Source organism: Parabacteroides sp. Marseille-P3160 (assembly GCF_900162725.1).
Taxonomy (GTDB): domain Bacteria; phylum Bacteroidota; class Bacteroidia; order Bacteroidales; family Tannerellaceae; genus Marseille-P3160.
This window is the reverse complement of the sequence record NZ_LT799418.1, coordinates 3,594,765-3,615,309: the sequence shown is the minus strand read 5'-3', so window position 1 is coordinate 3,615,309 and position 20,545 is coordinate 3,594,765. Positions and strand designations below refer to the sequence as shown.

General features: G+C 39.5%; 20 protein-coding genes and 1 tRNA gene. 16 read left to right on the top strand and 5 right to left on the bottom strand.

The genetic code is table 11. The features are described 5' to 3' along the window. Window positions 1-62 precede the first annotated feature (62 nt). The 14 genes from BQ8014_RS14605 (at window position 63) to BQ8014_RS14540 (ending at window position 10,286) form a co-directional block, all read left to right on the top strand. Complete coding sequence (locus BQ8014_RS14605; protein WP_080904988.1) at window positions 63-659, top strand: HU family DNA-binding protein; 597 nt, start codon at window positions 63-65, stop codon at window positions 657-659. Window positions 660-832: 173 nt separating this feature from the next. Beyond that, on the top strand, window positions 833-1,465 hold the full coding sequence (locus BQ8014_RS14600; RefSeq protein ID WP_080904987.1) for a porin family protein: 633 nt from the start codon (window positions 833-835) through the stop codon (window positions 1,463-1,465). Window positions 1,466-1,801: 336 nt separating this feature from the next. Then, window positions 1,802-2,257 (top strand): 50S ribosomal protein L13, encoded by a 456-nt coding sequence (rplM, locus tag BQ8014_RS14595; protein ID WP_080904986.1) that lies wholly within the window; start codon window positions 1,802-1,804, stop codon window positions 2,255-2,257. 5 nt (window positions 2,258-2,262) lie between these two features. Continuing rightward, on the top strand, window positions 2,263-2,649 hold the full coding sequence (gene rpsI / locus BQ8014_RS14590; protein WP_080904985.1) for a 30S ribosomal protein S9: 387 nt from the start codon (window positions 2,263-2,265) through the stop codon (window positions 2,647-2,649). Window positions 2,650-2,786: 137 nt separating this feature from the next. Continuing rightward, window positions 2,787-3,653, top strand: coding sequence for a 30S ribosomal protein S2 (gene rpsB, locus BQ8014_RS14585; protein ID WP_080904984.1), 867 nt, complete (start codon window positions 2,787-2,789; stop codon window positions 3,651-3,653). A gap of 23 nt (window positions 3,654-3,676) precedes the next feature. Next, entirely contained in the window at window positions 3,677-4,504 is an 828-nt protein-coding gene (gene tsf, locus BQ8014_RS14580; RefSeq protein ID WP_080904983.1) for a translation elongation factor Ts, read from the top strand. A 212-nt stretch (window positions 4,505-4,716) separates the two neighbouring features. After that, window positions 4,717-5,355: an orotate phosphoribosyltransferase gene (gene pyrE, locus BQ8014_RS14575; protein ID WP_080904982.1), complete on the top strand. Its 639-nt coding sequence runs from the start codon at window positions 4,717-4,719 to the stop codon at window positions 5,353-5,355. A gap of 21 nt (window positions 5,356-5,376) precedes the next feature. Next, entirely contained in the window at window positions 5,377-5,790 is a 414-nt protein-coding gene (locus BQ8014_RS14570; protein ID WP_080905986.1) for an SRPBCC family protein, read from the top strand. 4 nt (window positions 5,791-5,794) lie between these two features. Beyond that, window positions 5,795-7,132, top strand: coding sequence for an argininosuccinate lyase (gene argH / locus BQ8014_RS14565; protein WP_080904981.1), 1,338 nt, complete (start codon window positions 5,795-5,797; stop codon window positions 7,130-7,132). A 29-nt stretch (window positions 7,133-7,161) separates the two neighbouring features. Next, window positions 7,162-7,608 carry a Rieske (2Fe-2S) protein gene (locus BQ8014_RS14560; protein ID WP_080904980.1) on the top strand — a complete coding sequence of 149 codons (447 nt, stop codon included), beginning with the start codon at window positions 7,162-7,164 and terminating at the stop codon, window positions 7,606-7,608. 79 nt (window positions 7,609-7,687) lie between these two features. Continuing rightward, a tRNA-Gly gene (locus BQ8014_RS14555) sits at window positions 7,688-7,760 on the top strand. Between the two features lie 273 nt (window positions 7,761-8,033). Next, on the top strand, window positions 8,034-9,269 hold the full coding sequence (locus tag BQ8014_RS14550; RefSeq protein ID WP_080904979.1) for a site-specific integrase: 1,236 nt from the start codon (window positions 8,034-8,036) through the stop codon (window positions 9,267-9,269). Between the two features lie 36 nt (window positions 9,270-9,305). After that, window positions 9,306-9,854 carry an ORF6N domain-containing protein gene (locus tag BQ8014_RS14545; protein ID WP_080904978.1) on the top strand — a complete coding sequence of 183 codons (549 nt, stop codon included), beginning with the start codon at window positions 9,306-9,308 and terminating at the stop codon, window positions 9,852-9,854. Window positions 9,855-9,887: 33 nt separating this feature from the next. Beyond that, entirely contained in the window at window positions 9,888-10,286 is a 399-nt protein-coding gene (locus tag BQ8014_RS14540) for a hypothetical protein (protein WP_080904977.1), read from the top strand. Window positions 10,287-11,142: 856 nt separating this feature from the next. On the opposite strand, the gene BQ8014_RS14535 is transcribed toward BQ8014_RS14540, so the two are convergent. The 4 genes from BQ8014_RS14535 to nhaA form a co-directional block, all read right to left on the bottom strand. Further along, window positions 11,143-12,477 (bottom strand): TIGR00341 family protein, encoded by a 1,335-nt coding sequence (locus tag BQ8014_RS14535; protein ID WP_080904976.1) that lies wholly within the window; start codon window positions 12,475-12,477, stop codon window positions 11,143-11,145. Between the two features lie 99 nt (window positions 12,478-12,576). Next, window positions 12,577-13,275 carry a potassium channel family protein gene (locus BQ8014_RS14530; protein WP_080904975.1) on the bottom strand — a complete coding sequence of 233 codons (699 nt, stop codon included), beginning with the start codon at window positions 13,273-13,275 and terminating at the stop codon, window positions 12,577-12,579. A gap of 12 nt (window positions 13,276-13,287) precedes the next feature. Then, window positions 13,288-14,682: a TrkH family potassium uptake protein gene (locus tag BQ8014_RS14525; RefSeq protein ID WP_080904974.1), complete on the bottom strand. Its 1,395-nt coding sequence runs from the start codon at window positions 14,680-14,682 to the stop codon at window positions 13,288-13,290. Beyond that, the gene (gene nhaA, locus BQ8014_RS14520) at window positions 14,682-16,010 is read right to left on the bottom strand and encodes a Na+/H+ antiporter NhaA (protein WP_080904973.1); all 1,329 of its coding nucleotides are present in this window, start codon (window positions 16,008-16,010) and stop codon (window positions 14,682-14,684) included. Before nhaA ends, BQ8014_RS14525 begins: the two co-directional genes overlap by 1 nt. A gap of 398 nt (window positions 16,011-16,408) precedes the next feature. Here nhaA and BQ8014_RS14515 point away from each other — a divergent pair, with 398 nt between their 5' ends. After that, window positions 16,409-17,587: a hypothetical protein gene (locus tag BQ8014_RS14515; protein WP_080904972.1), complete on the top strand. Its 1,179-nt coding sequence runs from the start codon at window positions 16,409-16,411 to the stop codon at window positions 17,585-17,587. Between the two features lie 42 nt (window positions 17,588-17,629). Then, window positions 17,630-19,627, top strand: coding sequence for a BCCT family transporter (locus tag BQ8014_RS14510; protein WP_080904971.1), 1,998 nt, complete (start codon window positions 17,630-17,632; stop codon window positions 19,625-19,627). A 97-nt stretch (window positions 19,628-19,724) separates the two neighbouring features. Here the strand turns inward: BQ8014_RS14510 and arsM are convergent, their stop codons facing one another. After that, a complete protein-coding gene (arsM, locus tag BQ8014_RS14505) occupies window positions 19,725-20,534 on the bottom strand; it encodes an arsenite methyltransferase (protein ID WP_080904970.1) in 810 nt (269 codons plus the stop codon). Window positions 20,535-20,545: the final 11 nt, after the last annotated feature.

Sequence of the window (20,545 nt, the reverse complement as noted above, 5' to 3'; positions counted from 1 at the left end):
GATTGAAACTAAACCGGGCTGCCGAAAGAACGAATCAATAACCTTAAAATACAAAAAAAACTATGGCTATTTCATTTACTATCCAGCACATCCCCGACCTTAAAAAAGGAGAGGGACATTTTTTATCCGTCGCGCACGATTTCTCATCCGGTACATACGGCACAGACACTATCTGCACACAAATTTGCGCCCGTTCCACACTTTCCCCGGCCGACGTCAAGGCGGCCCTCGATTCCCTTGCCTGGGTCATCCAACGCGGCCTAAGTGAAGGCTATCATATCAACCTGGAAGGAATCGGTTACTTTTCGCCTTCGCTCCGCACGAAAACGAAGGATGGAAACAAACGTGTAATAGAGGTTGACGGTATTAACTTCGGATGCGACAGGCGATTACTCGACGGCGTCCGCCATGTCGAGCTCAAACGCGATTACCGCCAGGAAAAAGAGCTGAGAAAGGCCGATGAAAAAGATTGGACGGAAGACGCCCTTGCGTTCGCAAAGCAACTCGGTTACCTCACGCCCAACCTCTACCGCTCCCTGACGGGCTGTTCCTGGAGGCGAGCCGCCAAAGCCCTGGCAGATTATGTCGGCAAAGGCCTCTTAGTCAAGGAAGGCCGCGGTAGCCGCACGCTCTACCACTTGCCCCCGGGCGGCGAATAACTTTGCGAAAACAGAATTCACTTTTTTTGTGAATTTCCGAAATAAATATTAACTTTACAAAGCAGAATAGCAAATTTGCTGAAAAATTGAGTAAAATCCGCAAAATAGCGACCGTACTTTAAGCCCTGATTCATTATAATATTCTTATCTTTGTGGCAGATAGAAAATCGATTATGAGACGAACAGCATTTATCGGACTACTTCTAATGGTGGCTTTCGGAATGGAAGCGCAAATGAGCTATGGCGTCCGGGCCGGCTTGTCTTACTCTTCCTTGGTGCAACGTATCGACGGTGTGTCGGAGTCGGGGAGCCGGATGGGATATAGCGTGGCCGGCGGGGCGATGTACCAGTATCACCGCCATTGGGGAGTCCAATCCGAGCTTGCTTTCACCAACCAGGGGGGGAGTTACTATTCCGCAGAAGAGGGTTTGGGGAGCAAGGCTGTCTTGAACAAATACAGGTATTATTCCCTGCAGGTCCCGATACATCTGACCTATCTTTTCTCGTTTTCAGGCGTGCGTACCGGGATCTTTGCCGGCCCGGCCGTCGACTTTTCGTTGTTCGGCAAGATGAAATCGAAAGCCCTGGAATCGGATATCGATTTCGGAATCGAAAAAGAGGATGACCTGAAAAGGTTCGATCTGGGGATGAGCGCCGGGCTGTTTGCCGAACGCCGCAATGTGTTCTTCTCCATCCGGGCCTTTTGTGGCCTTTTGGACCGGAATGCCGTCAGGAAAGCGGATGAATCGAGGCTTTATCAAAGCAACGTAACCTTCTCCCTCGGCTATGTCTTTCCGTCCCGCTAAGGATAAGGCCCCCTTTCAGAATACATGAACTCGTATAGATACCATTACCCTGAGAAATGAAGCGGGGGGGCCGTAGTAAAGGTTCATATCAGGTGAAAATTTTCGCCTATGTCTCATTTTTATAAAGATATCGTGTTTGAATAAGAATCGTTCTTTTTCCGCGTAGAAAAAGAAAGGAAAAGTTTTATTTTTCAAAGAAAAGCCATACCTTTGCAATCCGATTATTGTCAAATGTTTCTAAGAGTTTAGTTCTTAACGAATTGTTTGCTTCATGTGTCCGAGGCAATCAGGTCGGTAAGATGGTTTTTGAGTATTAATTATAAATAGTTTTAAGCAGTGGATACTTTAAGTTTTAAGACCATTTCTGCAAACAAAGCAACTGTGAACAAAGAGTGGGTGGTTGTCGATGCGACAGGCCAGTCTTTGGGACGTATCGGCTCGAAGGTAGCTAAGCTACTGAGAGGCAAGTACAAACCCAATTACACTCCTCATGTTGACTGTGGTGATAATGTGATAATTATCAATGCAGAGAAAGTCGTTCTCACGGGAAATAAGTGGAACGATCGTGTATATTTGACGTTCTCCGGTTATCCCGGCGGACAGAAATCGTTCTCTCCGAGCACATTGAATGCCAAAGGAGAAGATCGTCTTTTCAGAAAAGTAGTAAAAGGTATGTTGCCCAAAAACCGCCTGGGTGCCAAGTTGATCAACAATCTGTATGTCTATGCAGGCTCGGAGCACAAGCATGAAGCGCAGCAACCTAAGTCAATCGATATAAACTCACTTAAATAACAACGATGGAAGTAGTAAATGCATTAGGAAGACGTAAAGCTGCGGTAGCCCGTGTGTATGTGAGTGAAGGAACCGGCAAAATCTTGATCAATAACCGTGAGCTGGATCATTACTTTCCTTCCCCCATTCTTCAGTATGTGGTAAAGCAACCGTTGAACACATTGAAAGTCGACGGACAATATGACATCAAAGTCAATCTCTTTGGCGGAGGATTCAAAGGACAGTCCGAAGCTGCCCGTTTGGCTATTACCCGCGCTTTGATAAAAATCAATCCGGAATCAAAACCAGCCTTGAAAGCCGAAGGTTTTGTTACGCGTGACCCGCGTTCTGTCGAACGTAAAAAACCGGGTCGTCCGAAAGCAAGAAAGAGATTCCAGTTCAGCAAGCGTTGATGTTATTTGTGAGGTTCTTGCAAATTTCAAAGAAGCGTTTAGTATCTAAATCAGCTGGACTTCTTTTGCATGGGGATATGCCGGAGAACTACCGGATGATTGATTTAAACAGAAAGTAAACGATAAAATTTAAAAAAATGTCAAGAGTTAATTTTGATCAGTTATTAGAAGCAGGCGTACACTTCGGACACTTGAAAAGAAAGTGGAACCCCGCTATGGCTCCTTATATTTTTATGGAGCGCAATGGTATCCATATCATTGATTTATATAAAACAGTTGCTAAAGTAGACGAAGCGGCTGAAGTTTTGAAACAACTGGCTAAGTCCGGTAAGAAAATACTTTTTGTCGCTACCAAAAAACAAGCTAAACAAGTTATTGCCGATAAAGCAACCTCCGTCAATATGCCGTACGTAATCGAACGTTGGCCGGGCGGAATGTTGACCAACTTCCCCACGATCCGTAAGGCCGTGAAGAAGATGACGACAATCGACAAAATGACCAAAGACGGAACATTTGATAACCTTTCCAAAAGAGAAAAACTTCAGATCACTCGTCAACGCGCCAAATTGGAGAAGACCTTGGGATCTATTGCAGATTTGACCCGCCTTCCCTCCGCCTTGTTCGTGATTGATGTGATGAAAGAACATATCGCCGTTCGCGAAGCAAATCGTCTGGGCATCCCGGTATTTGCCATGGTGGATACTAACTCCGATCCTTCTAATATAGACCATGTGATTCCGGCAAATGACGATGCTACGAAATCAGTTGAAGTAATCCTTGGAGCCATTTGCGAAGCGATCACTGAAGGACTTCAGGAACGTAAGATCGAAAAGATCGATGCCGAAGCGGCCGGTGAAAGCGGCGAAGCTCCCAGAAGAGAACGCAGAGCCAAATCCGGTGCAAAGAAGGCAGTCGCTCCGAAAGATGAAAAAGAAGAAGACGATGAAGAAGTAAACGAAGCGGTTGCTTCCAATGTAGATGAGGACATAGAAGAAGAAAACTAAATAAATTTAAATAGATAGGACTTATGGCAGTTACGATGGCTGATATCACCCATCTTCGCAAAATGAGCGGAGCCGGGATGATGGATTGCAAGAAAGCTTTGGAAGAAGCAGATAATGATTTTGAAAAAGCAATGGAGATTATCCGCAAAAAAGGGCAAGCGGTTGCTGCAAAACGTTCGGATCGGGAAGCTTCCGAAGGTTGCGTACTTGCAGCTGATAAAGACGGCTTCGCAGCAGTGGTCGCACTGAAATGCGAAACCGATTTCGTTGCCAAGAATGCCGGATTTATAGAGTTAACGCAGAGTATACTGGATATTGCAATGGCTACAAAGCCCGCTTCACTGCAAGCATTGCTGGCTACGTCTTTGGCAGACGGACGTCCCATTGAAAATCATATCACAGACCGTGTCGGTGTAACCGGTGAGAAGATGGAACTGGGTTTCTATGAATTCGTAAAAGGGGAATCTACCGTATCTTACATTCACCCTGGAAATAAATTGGCTACTGTCGTGGCATTCAATGAAAAAGTAGAAGACCATCAGGTTGCCCGGGAAATCGCCATGCAGGTGGCGGCAATGAATCCGGTCGCCGTACGTGAAGAGGAAGTTCCCCAGCATATTATCGATACCGAAAAGGAAATCGCCCGTGATAAAGCCCGCGAAGCCGGTAAGCAGGAAAACCTGCTGGATCGTATTGCCGAAGGAGCTTTGCAGAAGTTCTATAAAGAAAATACATTGCTGCATCAGGAGTTTATCAAGGATTCCAAGTTGACGGTCGGACAGTATCTGAAACAATATTCCAAGAACCTGACAGTCGTAGCCTTTAAACGGGTAACGCTGAACGTTGACTGATTTCATAATCATAAGCGAAAGGCATTCTATACGAAAGAATGCCTTTTTTTTGCTCCCTTTCGGCTGTGTTTCTTATGTCTGGGATAAAAAGACGCTATAACATAGCTGTTTAAAAGCATACTTCTTTTTCTCTTCTTTTTCTTAAAAAAGAGGAGTGGTTTTTCATTCTCTTTAGCTACTTTTGCGTACGTAATAACGAATGTTTGGATTTTATGAAAACACTAGAAAGCTTAGTGGCTGAAAAGCTGCTAAAAATCAAAGCGGTGAAATTACAACCGGCTAATCCTTTTACTTGGGCCTCCGGGTGGAAATCGCCTATTTATTGTGACAACAGAAAGACGCTATCTTATCCTACTATTCGTACATTCATTAAAGTTGAATTGGCTAGGATAATATGTGAAAAATATCCTCAGGCTGACGCTGTTGCCGGTGTAGCTACGGGAGCCATTGCCCAGGGTGCGCTTGTGGCAGATTTGTTGGGATTGCCTTTTGTCTATATCCGTGCCACCCCTAAAGACCATGGATTGGAAAACCTGATCGAAGGAGAGTTGAAACCGGGTTCTAAGGTAGTTGTCATCGAGGATCTGGTCTCTACAGGAGGAAGCAGCCTGAAAGCGGTAAAAGCCGTTCGTAATTTCGGTTGCGATGTTGTTGGGATGGTTGCCATCTTTACCCATGGATTTCCGGTTGCCGAACAACAATTCAGAGAGGCGAAGGTCGTTCTGACGACTTTGTCCAATTATGATGCGGTGATTGACGAAGCGGTCCGTACGGATTACATCGATGAATCGGAAATTGCTATCCTGCAGGAATGGCGTAAAGATCCGGCAAACTGGAATCCTGACGCCTGATCGTATATGAACAATAGCGATATGACGGAGTTTGTGAGCGAGGTAAAAACCATTTCTCACAATGACGGGGTTATTTTTTCTTTGCTTTCCGATCTTTCCAATCTGGAGAAAATTAAAGATAAAATTCCTCAGGATAAAATTAGCGACTTTTCTTTTGATACCGATAGTTGTACCCTCGAGGTTGCTCCGGCAGGAAAGATCACTTTCCGGATAGTTGAACGGGAGCCGAATAAAACGATAAAGTTTGCTACGACCGACTCACCCGTTCCTTTGTTTTTGTGGATACAACTGAAGCCGGTTGGCGAGAACGATACAAAGTTGAGGCTGACCGTACATGCCGAATTGAATCCTTTTATTAAACCGATGGTATCTAAACCTTTGCAGGATGCATTGGACAAGATGTCCGCTCTGATAGCATCCCTGCCTTACGAATAAAAAGATGGCTCAAAAACTGTGGGAAAAGAATGTACAGGTAGACAAGGAAGTCGAACTGTTTACAGTCGGAAAAGACCGTGAAATGGATTTATACCTTGCAAAGTATGATGTGCTTGGTTCTATGGCGCATATCACAATGCTGGAGAGTATTGGTCTGCTCACAAAGGAAGAGTTGGAATTACTGCTTGCCGAGTTGAAGTCGATTTATTCCATAGCCGACGAGGGGAAGTTTGTCATCGAAGAGGGTGTCGAAGATATCCATTCGCAAGTGGAACTGATGTTGACCCGCCGCTTAGGCGATAAAGGGAAGAAAATACATAGCGGGCGTTCCCGGAACGACCAGGTATTGCTTGACTTAAAACTGTTTACCCGTGCACAGATTCAGGAATTGGTGGAGGAGATCGATTCCCTTTTTGGCGTATTGATCGCCCAGAGTGAGCGTTATAAAGACGTTTTGCTTCCCGGTTATACTCATTTGCAGGTTGCGATGCCTTCTTCCTTTGGGCTTTGGTTTGGAGCTTATGCCGAAAGCCTGGTGGACGACTTGCAGTTGCTACAGGCCGCTTATCGCATCTGTAATCGTAACCCGTTGGGATCTGCTGCCGGTTATGGCTCCTCCTTTCCGCTAAACCGTACCCTGACAACCGAATTATTAGGTTTTGATTCCTTAGATTATAATGTGGTATATGCACAGATGGGACGTGGAAAGATGGAACGTACGGTCGCTTTTGCCATGGCCGGTATTGCTGCTACACTATCTAAGCTTGCTTTTGATGCCTGTCTGTTTAATAGTCAGAATTTCAGCTTTATTAAGTTACCGGATCAATTTACTACCGGTTCCAGTATCATGCCCCATAAGAAGAACCCGGATGTGTTTGAGTTGACACGGGCCAAATGCAATAAAATTCAAGGACTGCCACAGCAAATCACACTGATCAGCAACAATCTTCCTTCCGGCTATTTCCGCGATCTGCAGATCATCAAGGAGATTTTTCTCCCTTCGTTCGATGAATTGAAAGATTGCTTGCGTATGGTAACCCATATGATGCGGGAGATAAAAGTGAATGAACATATTCTGGAAGATCCTAAATATGCATTAATGTTTAGTGTGGAAGAAGTAAACCGTCTCGTCAAGGAAGGCATTCCCTTCAGGGATGCCTATAAACAAGTGGGGCTGTCGATAGAAGCCGGCAATTTTGTACCGAACCGAAGCATCCATCATACCCATGAAGGGAGTATCGGTAATCTTTGCAACCGGGAAATAACTTTGCTTAAACAAAATATAATTGACGGATTTACGTTTACTAAAGTAAATGAAGCCGAGCGCAAGCTTTTGGCATAGCTCAAAACCGATTACAAAAAATATTTACAATGAGACTAGGCCTGTTATACATATTTCTAACATTTATCTTTCTTTCTTCCTGCTCCGATACCATAGATTCGCCGGTACCCTCTTATCCGGTATCGATGAAATTGGATTTGACATTCAATGACAAAGAATTAAAGAGCGCTGGTGCCTATAAAATATATACTACTCCGACAGCCAGTTATCTAAGTCTGGGATACGGTGGGGTCGTTGTCGTACATTCTTCTGCCGATGATAATTATTATGCATTTGATTTGGCCTGTCCGTATGAGGTCTTGCCAAGTGTTAAGATTGAAATAGAAGATGGAGGACTCTATGCTTCTTGTCCTAAATGTGGTTCTCGTTTTGATATTTCTTTTGGGAGCGGTCATCCGGTAAATGGACCGGCGACGGGTGGTTTACGTAGATTCACTGTGACTCCATCCGGTAACTATTTGATTGTTTCCAACTGATATTTTCTGTTTAGCTGAAAATATTCCTCTTGATTCCTTTGGAAAAATTAAAAAAACACATACATTTGCACACGCAAACGCGAAAGTAGCTCAGTTGGTAGAGCATAACCTTGCCAAGGTTAGGGTCGCGGGTTCGAGTCCCGTCTTTCGCTCTGACTCTGAAAGACATCAGAGAGAAAAATGAAGATAATAGCTTCCAAATCAACAGATTGGAGGCTATTTTTTTTGAATATCCATTCCAGTTTGCAGACTAAGAAAAGCCACTAACAGACACCGAATAGGTACTCGCTGGGTACCTATTCGAATTCACCTAAAATTGGTACCTATTCGCCTACTTAAGTCATTGATTTGTCGCATAATGTCCGTCAATATGTCCTTCTTTCAGGTCAAATTGAAATTATTTTTGCAATTTTAAATTAATGAGTATGAAACGAAGCACTTTTAGAATCCTCTTTTATATCAAAAGAGGTAACCCAAAGAAAAATGGGAATGTAGTTATCATGGGACGAATCACTATCGATGGAGAGCGTTCTCAGTTCAGCACCAAGTTAGAAATCAATCCTACGGTCTGGGATAACAAATCCGGCAAAGTAAAAGGCAATAACGCAAAAGCTGTAAGCATAAATAATGCGTTAGACAATTTTCGAGGTAAAGCTACCATGCATTACAACAAACAGATGGATGTAAATGGGTATGCCCACCCCGAAAAGATTAAAAATGCCTTGTTCGGTTTGGAAGAAAAGAGTAAAACGATCATGTATTACTTCAACAAATTCAATGAACAGTACAAGTCAAAAGTAGGAGCAGTTGTAACACGAACCACTTATTTGAGATATGAACTGGCTCAAAAACGATTGGGTGAATTTATGGAAGAAACACGCAAGGTAAAAGATATGCCTTACCGTGAAATTACTACGGTTTTCCTTCAGGACTTTTATTTATTCCTGCGGAATAAATATAAATCGGGAAATAATAATGCAATGAAGACTATTCAACATGTCAGAGCAGTATTTTTTTATATCAAAAACACAGGGGAGCATTTTGCAGATCCATTCGCCAATTTTAAAATCAGTTTTGAAAAAATCGAACGCTCCTACCTGACTAAAGAAGAACTGGAAATATTATACAATAAAAAATTCGGCTCGGAACGACTTGAAAGAGTCCGGGATGTTTTTCTTTTTTGCTGCTACAGCGGTTTATCTTATTCTGATCTGTATAATCTGACAAAAGAAGAAATAAAGACAGGTATTGACGGCAACTTATGGATTATGGATACAAGGAATAAAACCGGAGTGCCCTATAAAGTGCGCCTGTTGGATATACCTGTAGCTATTCTGAAAAAGTATGAGCATTTGCAGGAAGATGGTAAGTTACTACCTGTGATCAGCAATCAAAAGATGAACGAATATTTACTGGAAATTGCTAATCTTTGCGGTATAAATAAAAAAATTACCTGCCACGTAGCCCGGCACTCGTTCGCAACCCTCTGTTTAACAGAAGGAATGTCTATTGAAAGCGTTTCAAAATTATTGGGCCATACAAAAATAAAAACGACACAAATCTATGCCCGAATAATCGATAGAAAACTAAGTGATGACATGGATCAACTGGCAAAGAGGCTTAAAGGGCCAGACTCTAGTTCTTCGACTTTAGCAGTTTAAGCGAATCAATACAAATTCAATTTAAGAATAAAAGCAATGAACTTAGAAAATATTAAAGACAAGATTATCATTATCAGAGGACAACAAACCATTTTAGATAGTGATGTCGCAATGTTGTATGGCGTTGAAACAAAGCGTGTCAATGAAGCTGTAAAGAATAATCCGGATAAATTCCCTGAAGGATATATTATTTACCTGTCAAATGATGAAGCAGATTCTTTAAGGTCGAAATTTTCGACCTTAAAGAATCCTGGACGTGGAGGGCATTTTAAATATTCTCCGAAAGCATTTACAGAAAAGGCTCTATATATGATTGCCACAATCCTGAAATCGCCAAAGGCAACCGAAACAACAATATCTATCATTGAAACTTTTGCTAAAGTAAGAGAACTTTCAAGAAACATCTCTGAATTACATCAGCAGGAAGACAACAATACCCGTCAGTCCATGTTGCAGAAAAGCGGAGAGATCATTGCAGATATAATTTCAAGTGACTTTGAAACAACGGAAACAGAGACGACCGTAGAACTTAATCTTGCGATACTCTCTGTAAAACACACCATAAAGCGAAAGCCGAATAAATGAAAAATAGAGTAGTTAAAACAAAAACAATGTAGTATGAAACGAAGTATTATCACAATAGTCGAAAATTTAGCATCAAAAGCTACTGTCAGGATTATTTCTGATGCAGGCTCAGAGATATGGATGTCTAAGCCTGAAATAGCACACCTGTTGATGGTTTATCAAAATACCATAAGCAATAACTTGCGGGCAATTTTCAAGGCTGGTATTTTGAATGAAAAAGATGCTATCAGAGAGCATCGATACAAAAGGCAGAACACAGAATGTATTGCAATTTATTATAGTCTGGAAGTTATTATTGCATTATGTTACCGTGTCTGTTCATTTCCGGCACAAACAATCCGACAATACATTAAAAGTCAAATTGAACTCAAGAATAACAATGAAACAGCATTTAACCAACTTCATAAATTATCCCTTTTCTCATTAAATTAAGATTTGTGAAATATAGCTATTCTACATTATGCCTAATATTCAATGATATCGGGCATATTTATTTGAAATTTATTATTTCCATAGATGACTTCTTTTACATATTCGTTAAAGAAGTCTCCTTTCTCATCGAGGTACAAGCTGAAAATTACTTTTCATTTGTGGCTAAATAGCTTCCACCTGTCCGGAAATGATGATTATTGATGGTAATTATAAACAAAAATCAATATGTCGGAATATCCGATGAATAAAGTTACATTATACTACTTAACTACTATGATCATAGGTATTAAGGGACATTTTACCATACCTTTTAGATTATTCAAATACTTCCTTTGACGAAACTTTTGATAATTCAAGATATAAAATAGAAATTGAACAACTTGATTTTAATAGTTTACAATAAATAATTCTACATAATTCTTAAGTGTAAACTATTTAGGCGGTGTTGCCTCTTTCTTCAATTATCATTTCGCCTCCGTATACATAGGTGAGGGAATGACAGGGTATCATGGAAGTACAATGCGTGTCGTTATTGAAAAAATAACTAAAGAAGATATTGGAATATTGAAAGAATATTGAGTTTTTATAATCTTGTTCCATAATTATATGTTTCTTACAAATATAGAGTATATATTATTTACAGTCAAACGTCATTCAATGATTATATTTCAAAGTTTTCAAGAAAGAGTCCTTTCGGCTTTTATATGGATAGCCAAAGATTGTAAGATAACGTTTTGGTGACGTTGCTTATCTATTTTAGATACCATGACAGGCGTTCCTTGTCTGCCATTTTCAGACTATATAAGCAAAGTAAGTAATGTATTATATCCGCAATAGACAATTATAATCAAATGATTTAATCAAAATAGACCCTAATTTCTTTTTCGTTTAATCTTTTCATTAGCCAATTCTTTATTTTCTCCTGATCGTTCTTTGGCAGAATGCGTTTAGATGTGATCATAAATACACCAGTTTTCGCTCTATGCAAAGTATCATTCTGGGTATAGATATATGATTGGGCATACGAACAACTCTCTATATGAGGGTATAAAGGTGTCAACTCTGACAGTAATTGCTTCCCTATCTGGTATTGGCTCTGTATACTGTCTATTTTTTGTTTATAACCCGCAATCTCTACATTTAAGCGGGCTATTTGTTGCCGGGATCTCTCTTCTTCAGACTGAGCTTTTAGTCTATCTTCAGCTATATCATTATCTATGGCCAACCCTTGCTCTATTGTTATCTTAGCATCATCTAAAGAGAATAAGCTTGCCTGACCAACAATTGCATCTTTGTCTTCTTCTGTCAACGAAGATCCGCCGTATACCAAATTAATTTCTTTCCTGTTTGCAGCAACCTCATTGTTTAATAAGTAGTTCCCTTTATATATGCCTACATAACGTGTATATTTTTCGGCATTTACTCTGAATTTCTCATTCTGGGACATCCGGTAACCCAAATATATACTGGGCAATATGATTATAATAAGAACGATGGATAAGCCCTGATTGATACGATTCTTTCTTGTCTCACTTATGTTAGTATCTCTGATCGGAAACTTCAACATTTGAGAAATTAAAACCGAAGCATAAGCAATACAAACGGTGTTGATAGTAAACAGATAGAATGCTCCATAGAAAAAAGAGAGTTGGAATGTCGCTAAACCGTAACCGGCTGTACATAGAGGCGGCATAAGAGCCGTAGCAATAGCAACACCGGGAATAACATTTCCTTTCTGCTTACTGCTGATTGCTATAATACCCGCAAATCCACCAAATAGAGCAATTAAAACATCATAAATCGTCGGACTGGTTCGGGCTAAAAGCTCTGAATGGGCTGTATGAACGGGGGTTATCGAAAAATAAACAGTGGATGCTATAAGGCTGGCCAGCACCGCAAAACCAAAGTTCTTTAATGACTGACGAAGCAATCCAAAATCATGAATAGCAATACTGTAACCCATTCCATTGATTGGTCCCATCAGTGGAGAAATAAGCATGGCTCCTATTATCACAGCGGTTGAATTGGTATTAAGCCCTACGGATGCTATGATTATCGCGCAAACTAATATCCATATATTCGTCCCCTTGAACGAAATACCCTGTGTTATCGAATTATGGATTTCTTCAAAGTCTTCGGTTTGCTTTTGCAGACTAACGTAAGTGACTACTTTTCGTATGAAGTTATACATGCTATATATTATTAGTATTCAGACTATACACCTGATTTGAATAACCATGGAAAAGATACTTCTTTTTTATCAATTATATATTTACCAATCACACTTTTTCTATTTATGATTTTTGTTCTTGCTTATAAACTGTTTAATATCTTTGTTAGATCCGTAAACAACCAAGATATCATTTTTTTCTAACATGGTATCGGGTGTTGGTATACCTTGAACGTCGGCAACAACTCTGGTTTTCCCTATTATGCTCTTCTTTTCTACATTTTTGATAACAGTCAACACGAGCATATTATATTCCTTACGAAAACCGATTTCTTCGATTGTCTTTCCAATAAGAATATCCGGAACTACAATTTCTACCATGCTGTAATTCTCATTTAACTCAAAAGAATCGACCATACCGCGAAGCGTTAGTTTCTTCGCCCATCTTTCTGCGGTTTCTTCTTCCGGCCGGACAATCTCATGCACGCCGATTGCCTGTAACACATTTTCTTGCAAAGGATTCAGGGATCTTCCTATAAGTCTCTTCACATTCAGGTTTTTAAACATGGCTGTCGCCATTATATTAGCACCCTGATCTTCTCCTATACAGACAATGACCACATCTGTATTTTTCAAGGGTAATGTTTCTATTGCAGCGGCATCTGTTACATTCAAACATGCAACATGCGTTATTTTATCTTTCAGTTCATTCACCCGTTGCATCTTCGTATCGACTCCGATTACCTCATTGCCCTGTGATACTAACTTTTCAGCAAGTGAAGAACCGAATACTCCGAGTCCCACAATAATATATTTCATTTTTTCTTCTTTTTAATTAATCAGTATCTCCTCCGATGGATAAGTATAATTAGACATCCTCACTTGCTTAAAGAAAGCAATAAGCAGCGTGAGTGTTGTTACACGGCCTATAAACATCAGTATTATCAGCACCAGTTTACTGGCAGAACTTAAACCGGAAGTTATACCCAGACTCAGCCCGACTGTACTATATGCCGAAACCGATTCAAATATAATATCTAATAACCGCAAGCCTTCATCAAAATATGAAATAAGTAATGAACCTATGCCTAAAACAACAACAGAAAGTGTCATTACCGCAAAAGCACGTCTTATAGATGTTTCGGATACCTCCCGGCTATACACCTCAATATTCTTTCGCCCTTTAGCCAAACTGATAAAGTTCAGAACGGCTATTGCAAATGTACTGGTTTTTATACCTCCTCCCGTTGATGCAGGAGAAGCACCGATCCACATCAAGATGATAATAATAATCAGTGACGATAGATGTAACTGATTAAAATCAATTGAGTTGAACCCTGCTGTACGGGGCGTTGTCGCTGTAAATAGTGCTGTGACGAATTTCCCGATTCCCTGATGAGAAACCAGTATATTATTATACTCATTTATGAAAATAAGAATGGTTCCGATAACAATTAAAGAGAATGTTGTTATCAGATTAATTTTACTTCCCAGCTTCATCACCCAAGGCTTGTAAACATCTTTTTTATGATTGAAAATCTGTAAGAATGTTCTTCTGATTAAATGTTTCAGGTATTTCAATAAGTTGATTACAATCGGGAATCCTAATCCTCCGAGAACAAAAAGGAATATCAGGCTCAATTGGAATCTGTAGTTATCCACATATCCGTTTTCCATGATACCATGGGGCAATGTGGAAAAGCCTGCATTACAAAAAGCGGATATGGAATGAAATACTGAAAAATAAATCCGATCACTCAGACCAGGCATCAAAGCAGAACTTAAACTAGTAAAAATAAAGAAAGCCCCGACAGCTTCAATACCAACTGTTATAATTAATATCCGCTTTAAGGTCTTAAAAATTTCATCAATCTTCTCTATGTTAGAGATATTGCCCATCGTTAATTGATCCTCATAAGACGAGCCTCCCTTAAAGAAGTAGCTGAAATAACTGGCAAAAGTCAATATACCTAAACCGCCGGCCTGAATCATGACCATGATGACTGTTTGTCCGAACAGTGTAAAATCTTTACTTGTATCCAGTGCTACCAGACCTGTTACACAAACTGCACTCGTTGTTGTAAAAAGAGCATCTATCAGGCTGATGCTCCCGGTTGTGGATACCGGTAATAACAGTAAAATTGTCCCGATAAGAATCAGTCCTAAAAAACTGAGAACAAATAAGCGAGCCGGGTTTAATCCTATATATTTTATTCGGGATAACATTATTTATGCTTTACGGAACGGCTTAATGTGATATATCCTAATACTCCGCCAATGATAGAAGCTGCAAAAATACCAATCTTGGCTTGTACCATATATTCGGGATGAGTGAATGCCAAAGAAGTGATAAATAGCGACATGGTAAAACCAATAGATGCCAGCAAACCTAAACCAAACAGATTACGGACATTCATCCCTTGAGGGAATGGTGCGACTTTCAGCTTTATCAACAAAAGAGTAAAGCCAACCACACCTAACACTTTGCCCAATAGTAGGCCTAGAGCTACGCCTAAAGCTATATTCGTACTGAATAGTTGCTCAACATCAATATTGAGTGAAACCCCGGCATTGGCCAGAGCAAATATCGGTATGATAACAAATGTCACTAAAGGATGCATTCGATGTTCTAAGCGTTGCAATGGCGGAATGGCTTTATTGGTATCTATTTTTATTTCTTCCAACAAATGCAACTGGTCATTTGTAAGCGTCGGAATTTCGTTTTTAGGATCAACCTCCCTGAATTTATTCAGATAGTTCTTTATCCGTTCCACAAATAGATTCTCTCTTATTTTCACATCTGCAGGAATCATAAAGGCGGCAATAACAGAAGCTATTGTAGCATGTACTCCTGATAAGAGAAAAGATGTCCACACTCCGAGAATACCAAATATGGCGTAGAACAAAATACTCCGCACACCCATTTTATTGCCAACGAACATAATAAGAGCAAAGCCAAAACCAATAGCAAGGCTCATAAATGAAATATCGGATGTATAGAAAAATGCAATAACCAAGACAGCCCCCAGATCATCAACAATAGCCAATGCTGTTAGAAACACTTTCAGTGATAGTGGTATTTTACTCCCTAACAGATACAAAACACCCAATGCGAAAGCAATATCGGTTGCCATCGGTATTCCCCATCCGTGATGAACTTCTCCTGATGGATTCAGGATAATATAGATAAGTGCGGGTACGAGCATACCGCCGATTGCTGCACCGATAGGCAAAAGGGCTTTACGCGGATTGGATAATTCTCCTCCTACAATCTCCCTTTTGAGTTCTAAGCCCACTACAAAGAAGAAAACAGCCATCAGCCCGTCATTGATCCAGTGATGAATGCTATATTCAAAGAATGGAATGCCATCAAATATAAATCCCAGTTTATGCTCCAATAAATGAAAATAGTCTTCCGACCATGGGGAATTAGCTAAGATCATAGCAATGATAACACTCAGCCCGAGGACTATACCTCCGGCCTTTTCCTGTAATATAAATCGCTGAATGGGTTGAACCACCTTATCGATAGCTTCTTTTTTTTCTCCTGTCATCTATCCGGATTTTATGGAAATGTTGAATATTTTAATAAACATCAAAAATAATTTATTTTTTTCGACTAGAAAAAATATTACCGATTAACTCTATTTTAATAGGCATAGCATACTTATAATGAGTCATTAAACATAAATTAACTTTTAAACAAGCTCTAATTTTACTACTTTTGTTCCTAATACTGGAAAATCCGGTACTGTTCAGGAGTGGTTTTATTATTAGTCTATTACCTTTCTTTCTATATCCTGAACTCTTTTTTTAATCTTATATGACCGAGGAGCTATTTATATCATTTGTAATGATGAGTTCTGCTATTGAGGTATATTTTAGATGCTTTATTTAGCATATATTTTTATTTCTCTACCATAATGAATTAAATAGTCTTATTTAGAAAAACATGTCAAGATTTGTTCCCGTTATTATTTATATCTTTTTTTCTTCCAATCTTAATATTTGGGCATCGGATGGGGAGCCTCAAAAAAAAACTATAAAAATAGGTGGAGCTGTACGGTTTAATATTGCTTCAGAAAACTATGAATCTGCTGCTAGGCCTTTAGATTCTTATATTAAATTAGATACATGGTTTTTGTCAGTAGATGCAGGATATGAGGATTTTGATTTAAGTTTTCAATATAGGCTTTATCCCGGATCAAAAGCACATTTTATACATCATGCCTATGTTAGATACAGGTTAAATGATAGTTGGTATGCAAAATTAGGAGTTTTTCAAAAACCATTTGGAATAGCGCCGTCTGCATCTCATTCTTGGTGGTTCCAACTTCCATATTATATGGGACTGGAAGATACTTACGCAACCGGCATAGGTGCTGAATACAAGATCGAGAAGCTATCTGTTGATATGGCATATTTCAGACAGGCTGCACCAAAAGGTTTCTTAAGTTCAGAGTATGAAGATAATACTGTAGGAAACAGCCGTTTTTCATATGCTGTTGTTCCTACAACAGGGCTTACTGGAGCTAACAGAAGTAAAGCTTCCATCCGCGAACTAGACCAATTTAACATGCGTATATGTTATCAATTGACAGAGATCGCAGAAGTTGGCTTATCCGGACAGTTGGGTAGTATCTATAATGAGACCTTAAATAAAAGGAAATGGAACTTGTCCTGGGCGATACACTCAGTATTCAATTATCGAAGATGGAATTTAAAGGCTGAAATTATTGGGTATAATTATAAATCTCAAAATGACAAAGGAGAACTTTTAGATGCCGTACAAATGGCTGCTTATGGCTCTCCTTATGATGTGGCAAGCAAAGGATTTGTATACCTGGCAGGAATATCATATACTATTCCTATAAAAAGGAAATTCATAAAAAGTATAGAAGCATATGTAGATTACTCAATAGCTGACAAAAGTAGAGCCGGATATAACAATACTCATCATTTAATACCCGGAGTATCCATTGCTTCGGGACCTATTTACACATACATAGATATGGCTATAGGAAAGAATCATCCATGGCTTACGAGCAACTTTGGAGAAGGACTTGCACAAGATAGCGATAATGCCAGATGGAATAGCCGTTTTAATATAAATATCGGATATTATTTTTAAAATTAACACATTACAACAAGTAAAAATAAAACAATATATAATATGATAAAAAGCAAATTACCTTTTCGAACGACATTAACCAAATCAGTTGCTCTACCAGGGCTAATTGTTATACTTTTTGTATCCCTTTATTGTGGCTTCTTCCCTGAACAAGCCAATAAATCTCTGTCGGTTGTGAAAACCTATTTTTTTAACAACCTGAGTTGGGTTTATGTATTGATGGTAACTTTGTTCGTTCTATTTCTTATTATTATAGCTTTAAGTAAACTTGGTAATATTCGCTTAGGTTCGGATAATTCCCGGCCCAAGTATAGCTTCTTTTCATGGATAGCAATGCTGTTTGCAGCCGGTATGGGAATCGGGCTTATGTATTTCGGTGTGGCAGAAACAATGTCTCATTATGCAAATCCGGCTATAGACGATACGCTTCAACGAGCAAAAGAAGCCCAATTATACACTTTTTTCCATTGGGGAATACATGCCTGGGCCATATATGCTGTGGTGGGATTAGTACTGGCTTATTTTGCCTATCGTTATAAATTGCCGTTGGCAATACGAAGCGGTTTATATCCTTTGTTGAAAGATAAAATATATGGGCCAATCGGAAATATTGTAGACACTTTTGCGCTATGCAGTACATTTTTCGGAATTGCGACAACTTTGGGATTTGGTGTTGTACAGCTAAATGCAGGATTGCAAAGTATAGGATTGGTGCCAGAGAACAGTTTTACATTTCAGGCTATTATCGTTATTGTAGTCATGGGTATCGCTATATTTTCAGCTTTTATAGGCGTGGATAAAGGTGTGAAGCGATTAAGTGAACTGAATCTGTCTCTCGCTTTTATTCTGATGGTATTTATTTTGATTGCAGGACCAACAATATATATACTTAGCACCTTTAGTGAAGGTATCGGTTATTACATCAGTAATTTAACAAATCTGACCTTCAATACTTTTGCCTATGAAACAGAAGCTCAGGGCTGGTTCTCGGGCTGGACAATTATGTATTGGGCCTGGTGGATATCATGGTCTCCGTTTGTAGGGTTGTTTATTGCACGTATATCGAAAGGGCGTACCATACGTGAGTTTATTATAGCTGTACTACTGATTCCTTCCTTATTCAATTTCTTATGGATGACTATATTTGGCAGTAGTGGTGTTTGGCTGGATAAATTCGTAGCAAATGGAGAGTTGAGCCTATTGGCGAACGATCCGGATACTCTCCTGTTTCGCTTTTTTGAATATTTTCCATTTACAGGCTTATTGAATATAATAGCAATCTTGATGATTGGGGTTTTCTTTGTTACTTCAGCAGACTCCGGTATATTGGTTATGAACAGTATAGCATCCGGTGATAAAAAGAACTCGCCGAAGTGGCAAAATATATTTTGGGGTGTACTACTCATCATTCTCTCTCTTACACTGCTTCGGGCAGGAGGTCTGGCCTCACTGCAGACGATGACTCTCATTTCCGCATTACCCTTTGGGTTGAGTATGCTACTCTTATGTTTTTCTTTATGGAAAGCTTTGCAAATCGATCATTTATTTCATAATACCAAACTGCCCTATGGTAGTATTGCATGGGACGGGAGCAGATGGAAGGAACGGCTGAACAGAATATTAACATTTTCCCATAAGAGGGATGTCAAGGACTTCTTGAATGGCACGGTAAAAGAAGCATTCGGCGAACTTCAGCAAGAGTTATCCGAAAATGATATTGAAGCTGAAATAATAACTGGTAAAAACACTCCTCTATCCATAGAGTTATTTATAAGGCATGATAAAATACGAAATTTCCGATATGGTGTCGTTGCTGAGCCTCAAACGATCTCGGAGTATATGATAGAGGAAGAGAATACTCCGAATGTTGATATGGAAACGCCTTATATCCCGATTACCTATTTTAATGATGGGCGTAAAGGAAATGATATACAGTATATGACAAAAGAGGAAGTGATAGCTGATGTCCTCAGAGAATATGAAAGATTTATAAGTCTCATCTCTGATGATAAAAACGAATTGCTTATTATTGACAAGTAGATAAACCTGAAAAAGAAGGCTGTGAATAAATTGGTAGATTCAGGAAGGAATGATCGTCCTGAATCCATTTATTTGCAACCTCTTTCTTTAAACTTTGCTATTTTATTCCTGTTACAGTAATCGAATAAATGCCGACATTTCCCGCTTTGTATTTGGCTATTGTCGATTCATCCAGATGCTCCTGCAACACATCATCAGGGATTAGAACTGTTTTTGTCCGTTCAATCTTTATATCAGTAAAATTAGCCTTTTCAATCTCACCCAAATAATCGTCTTTTTGTATGGCACTAGCTATACAGCCTGCATACATGGAAGCATTATCTGTAAATTCTTTTGGAAATACACCATTCAGCACAACATCAGAAATACAGAAATGACCGCCTTCTTTCAGTACCCGATATATTTCTTTAAAGATTTTATTTTTTTCGGGTAATAAATTCAAGACACAATTACTTACTACAACATCTATGGAACTATCGTGCAAAGGCATATTCTCAATATCTCCTTCGATAAATTTGACATTCGTATATCCTCTTTTAGTTGCGTTCTTTCGTGCCTTTTCTATCATTTGTGGAGAAAAGTCAAGACCGATTACTTTTCCTTTTTCTCCGACTTCTGCCCTGGCTATAAAACAGTCGTTACCTGCACCTGAGCCTAAGTCTAAAACGATATTACCATCTTTAATACCTGCATACTCAGTAGGTAATCCGCAGCCTACACCCAAATCAGCATCGGCTTCGTATCCTTTAAGCCCGCTGTAATCTTCGCTCATGATCGTAAAGACCTTTTTTGAAGGAGTCGCAGGATTCGTTCCACAACAGCAATCGGACTTTAACGCATCACTATTCAGAGCCAATTCACTATATCTTTGCTTTACCAAAGCTTTCTTTTCTTCGTTCGTGTTCATATTAAAAGTGT

What these genes read in the sequence shown, in the direction of transcription:
- BQ8014_RS14605 (WP_080904988.1), top strand. Translation starts at nt 63, where the DNA reads ATGGCTATTTCATTTACTATCCAGCACATCCCCGACCTTAAAAAAGGA.
- BQ8014_RS14600 (WP_080904987.1), top strand. Translation starts at nt 833, where the DNA reads ATGAGACGAACAGCATTTATCGGACTACTTCTAATGGTGGCTTTCGGA.
- rpsI (WP_080904985.1), top strand. Translation starts at nt 2,263, where the DNA reads ATGGAAGTAGTAAATGCATTAGGAAGACGTAAAGCTGCGGTAGCCCGT.
- rpsB (WP_080904984.1), top strand. Translation starts at nt 2,787, where the DNA reads ATGTCAAGAGTTAATTTTGATCAGTTATTAGAAGCAGGCGTACACTTC.
- tsf (WP_080904983.1), top strand. Translation starts at nt 3,677, where the DNA reads ATGGCAGTTACGATGGCTGATATCACCCATCTTCGCAAAATGAGCGGA.
- pyrE (WP_080904982.1), top strand. Translation starts at nt 4,717, where the DNA reads ATGAAAACACTAGAAAGCTTAGTGGCTGAAAAGCTGCTAAAAATCAAA.
- BQ8014_RS14570 (WP_080905986.1), top strand. Translation starts at nt 5,377, where the DNA reads ATGACGGAGTTTGTGAGCGAGGTAAAAACCATTTCTCACAATGACGGG.
- argH (WP_080904981.1), top strand. Translation starts at nt 5,795, where the DNA reads ATGGCTCAAAAACTGTGGGAAAAGAATGTACAGGTAGACAAGGAAGTC.
- BQ8014_RS14560 (WP_080904980.1), top strand. Translation starts at nt 7,162, where the DNA reads ATGAGACTAGGCCTGTTATACATATTTCTAACATTTATCTTTCTTTCT.
- BQ8014_RS14550 (WP_080904979.1), top strand. Translation starts at nt 8,034, where the DNA reads ATGAAACGAAGCACTTTTAGAATCCTCTTTTATATCAAAAGAGGTAAC.
- BQ8014_RS14545 (WP_080904978.1), top strand. Translation starts at nt 9,306, where the DNA reads ATGAACTTAGAAAATATTAAAGACAAGATTATCATTATCAGAGGACAA.
- BQ8014_RS14540 (WP_080904977.1), top strand. Translation starts at nt 9,888, where the DNA reads ATGAAACGAAGTATTATCACAATAGTCGAAAATTTAGCATCAAAAGCT.
- BQ8014_RS14535 (WP_080904976.1), bottom strand. Translation starts at nt 12,477, where the DNA reads ATGTATAACTTCATACGAAAAGTAGTCACTTACGTTAGTCTGCAAAAG.
- BQ8014_RS14530 (WP_080904975.1), bottom strand. Translation starts at nt 13,275, where the DNA reads ATGAAATATATTATTGTGGGACTCGGAGTATTCGGTTCTTCACTTGCT.
- BQ8014_RS14525 (WP_080904974.1), bottom strand. Translation starts at nt 14,682, where the DNA reads ATGTTATCCCGAATAAAATATATAGGATTAAACCCGGCTCGCTTATTT.
- nhaA (WP_080904973.1), bottom strand. Translation starts at nt 16,010, where the DNA reads ATGACAGGAGAAAAAAAAGAAGCTATCGATAAGGTGGTTCAACCCATT.
- BQ8014_RS14515 (WP_080904972.1), top strand. Translation starts at nt 16,409, where the DNA reads ATGTCAAGATTTGTTCCCGTTATTATTTATATCTTTTTTTCTTCCAAT.
- BQ8014_RS14510 (WP_080904971.1), top strand. Translation starts at nt 17,630, where the DNA reads ATGATAAAAAGCAAATTACCTTTTCGAACGACATTAACCAAATCAGTT.
- arsM (WP_080904970.1), bottom strand. Translation starts at nt 20,534, where the DNA reads ATGAACACGAACGAAGAAAAGAAAGCTTTGGTAAAGCAAAGATATAGT.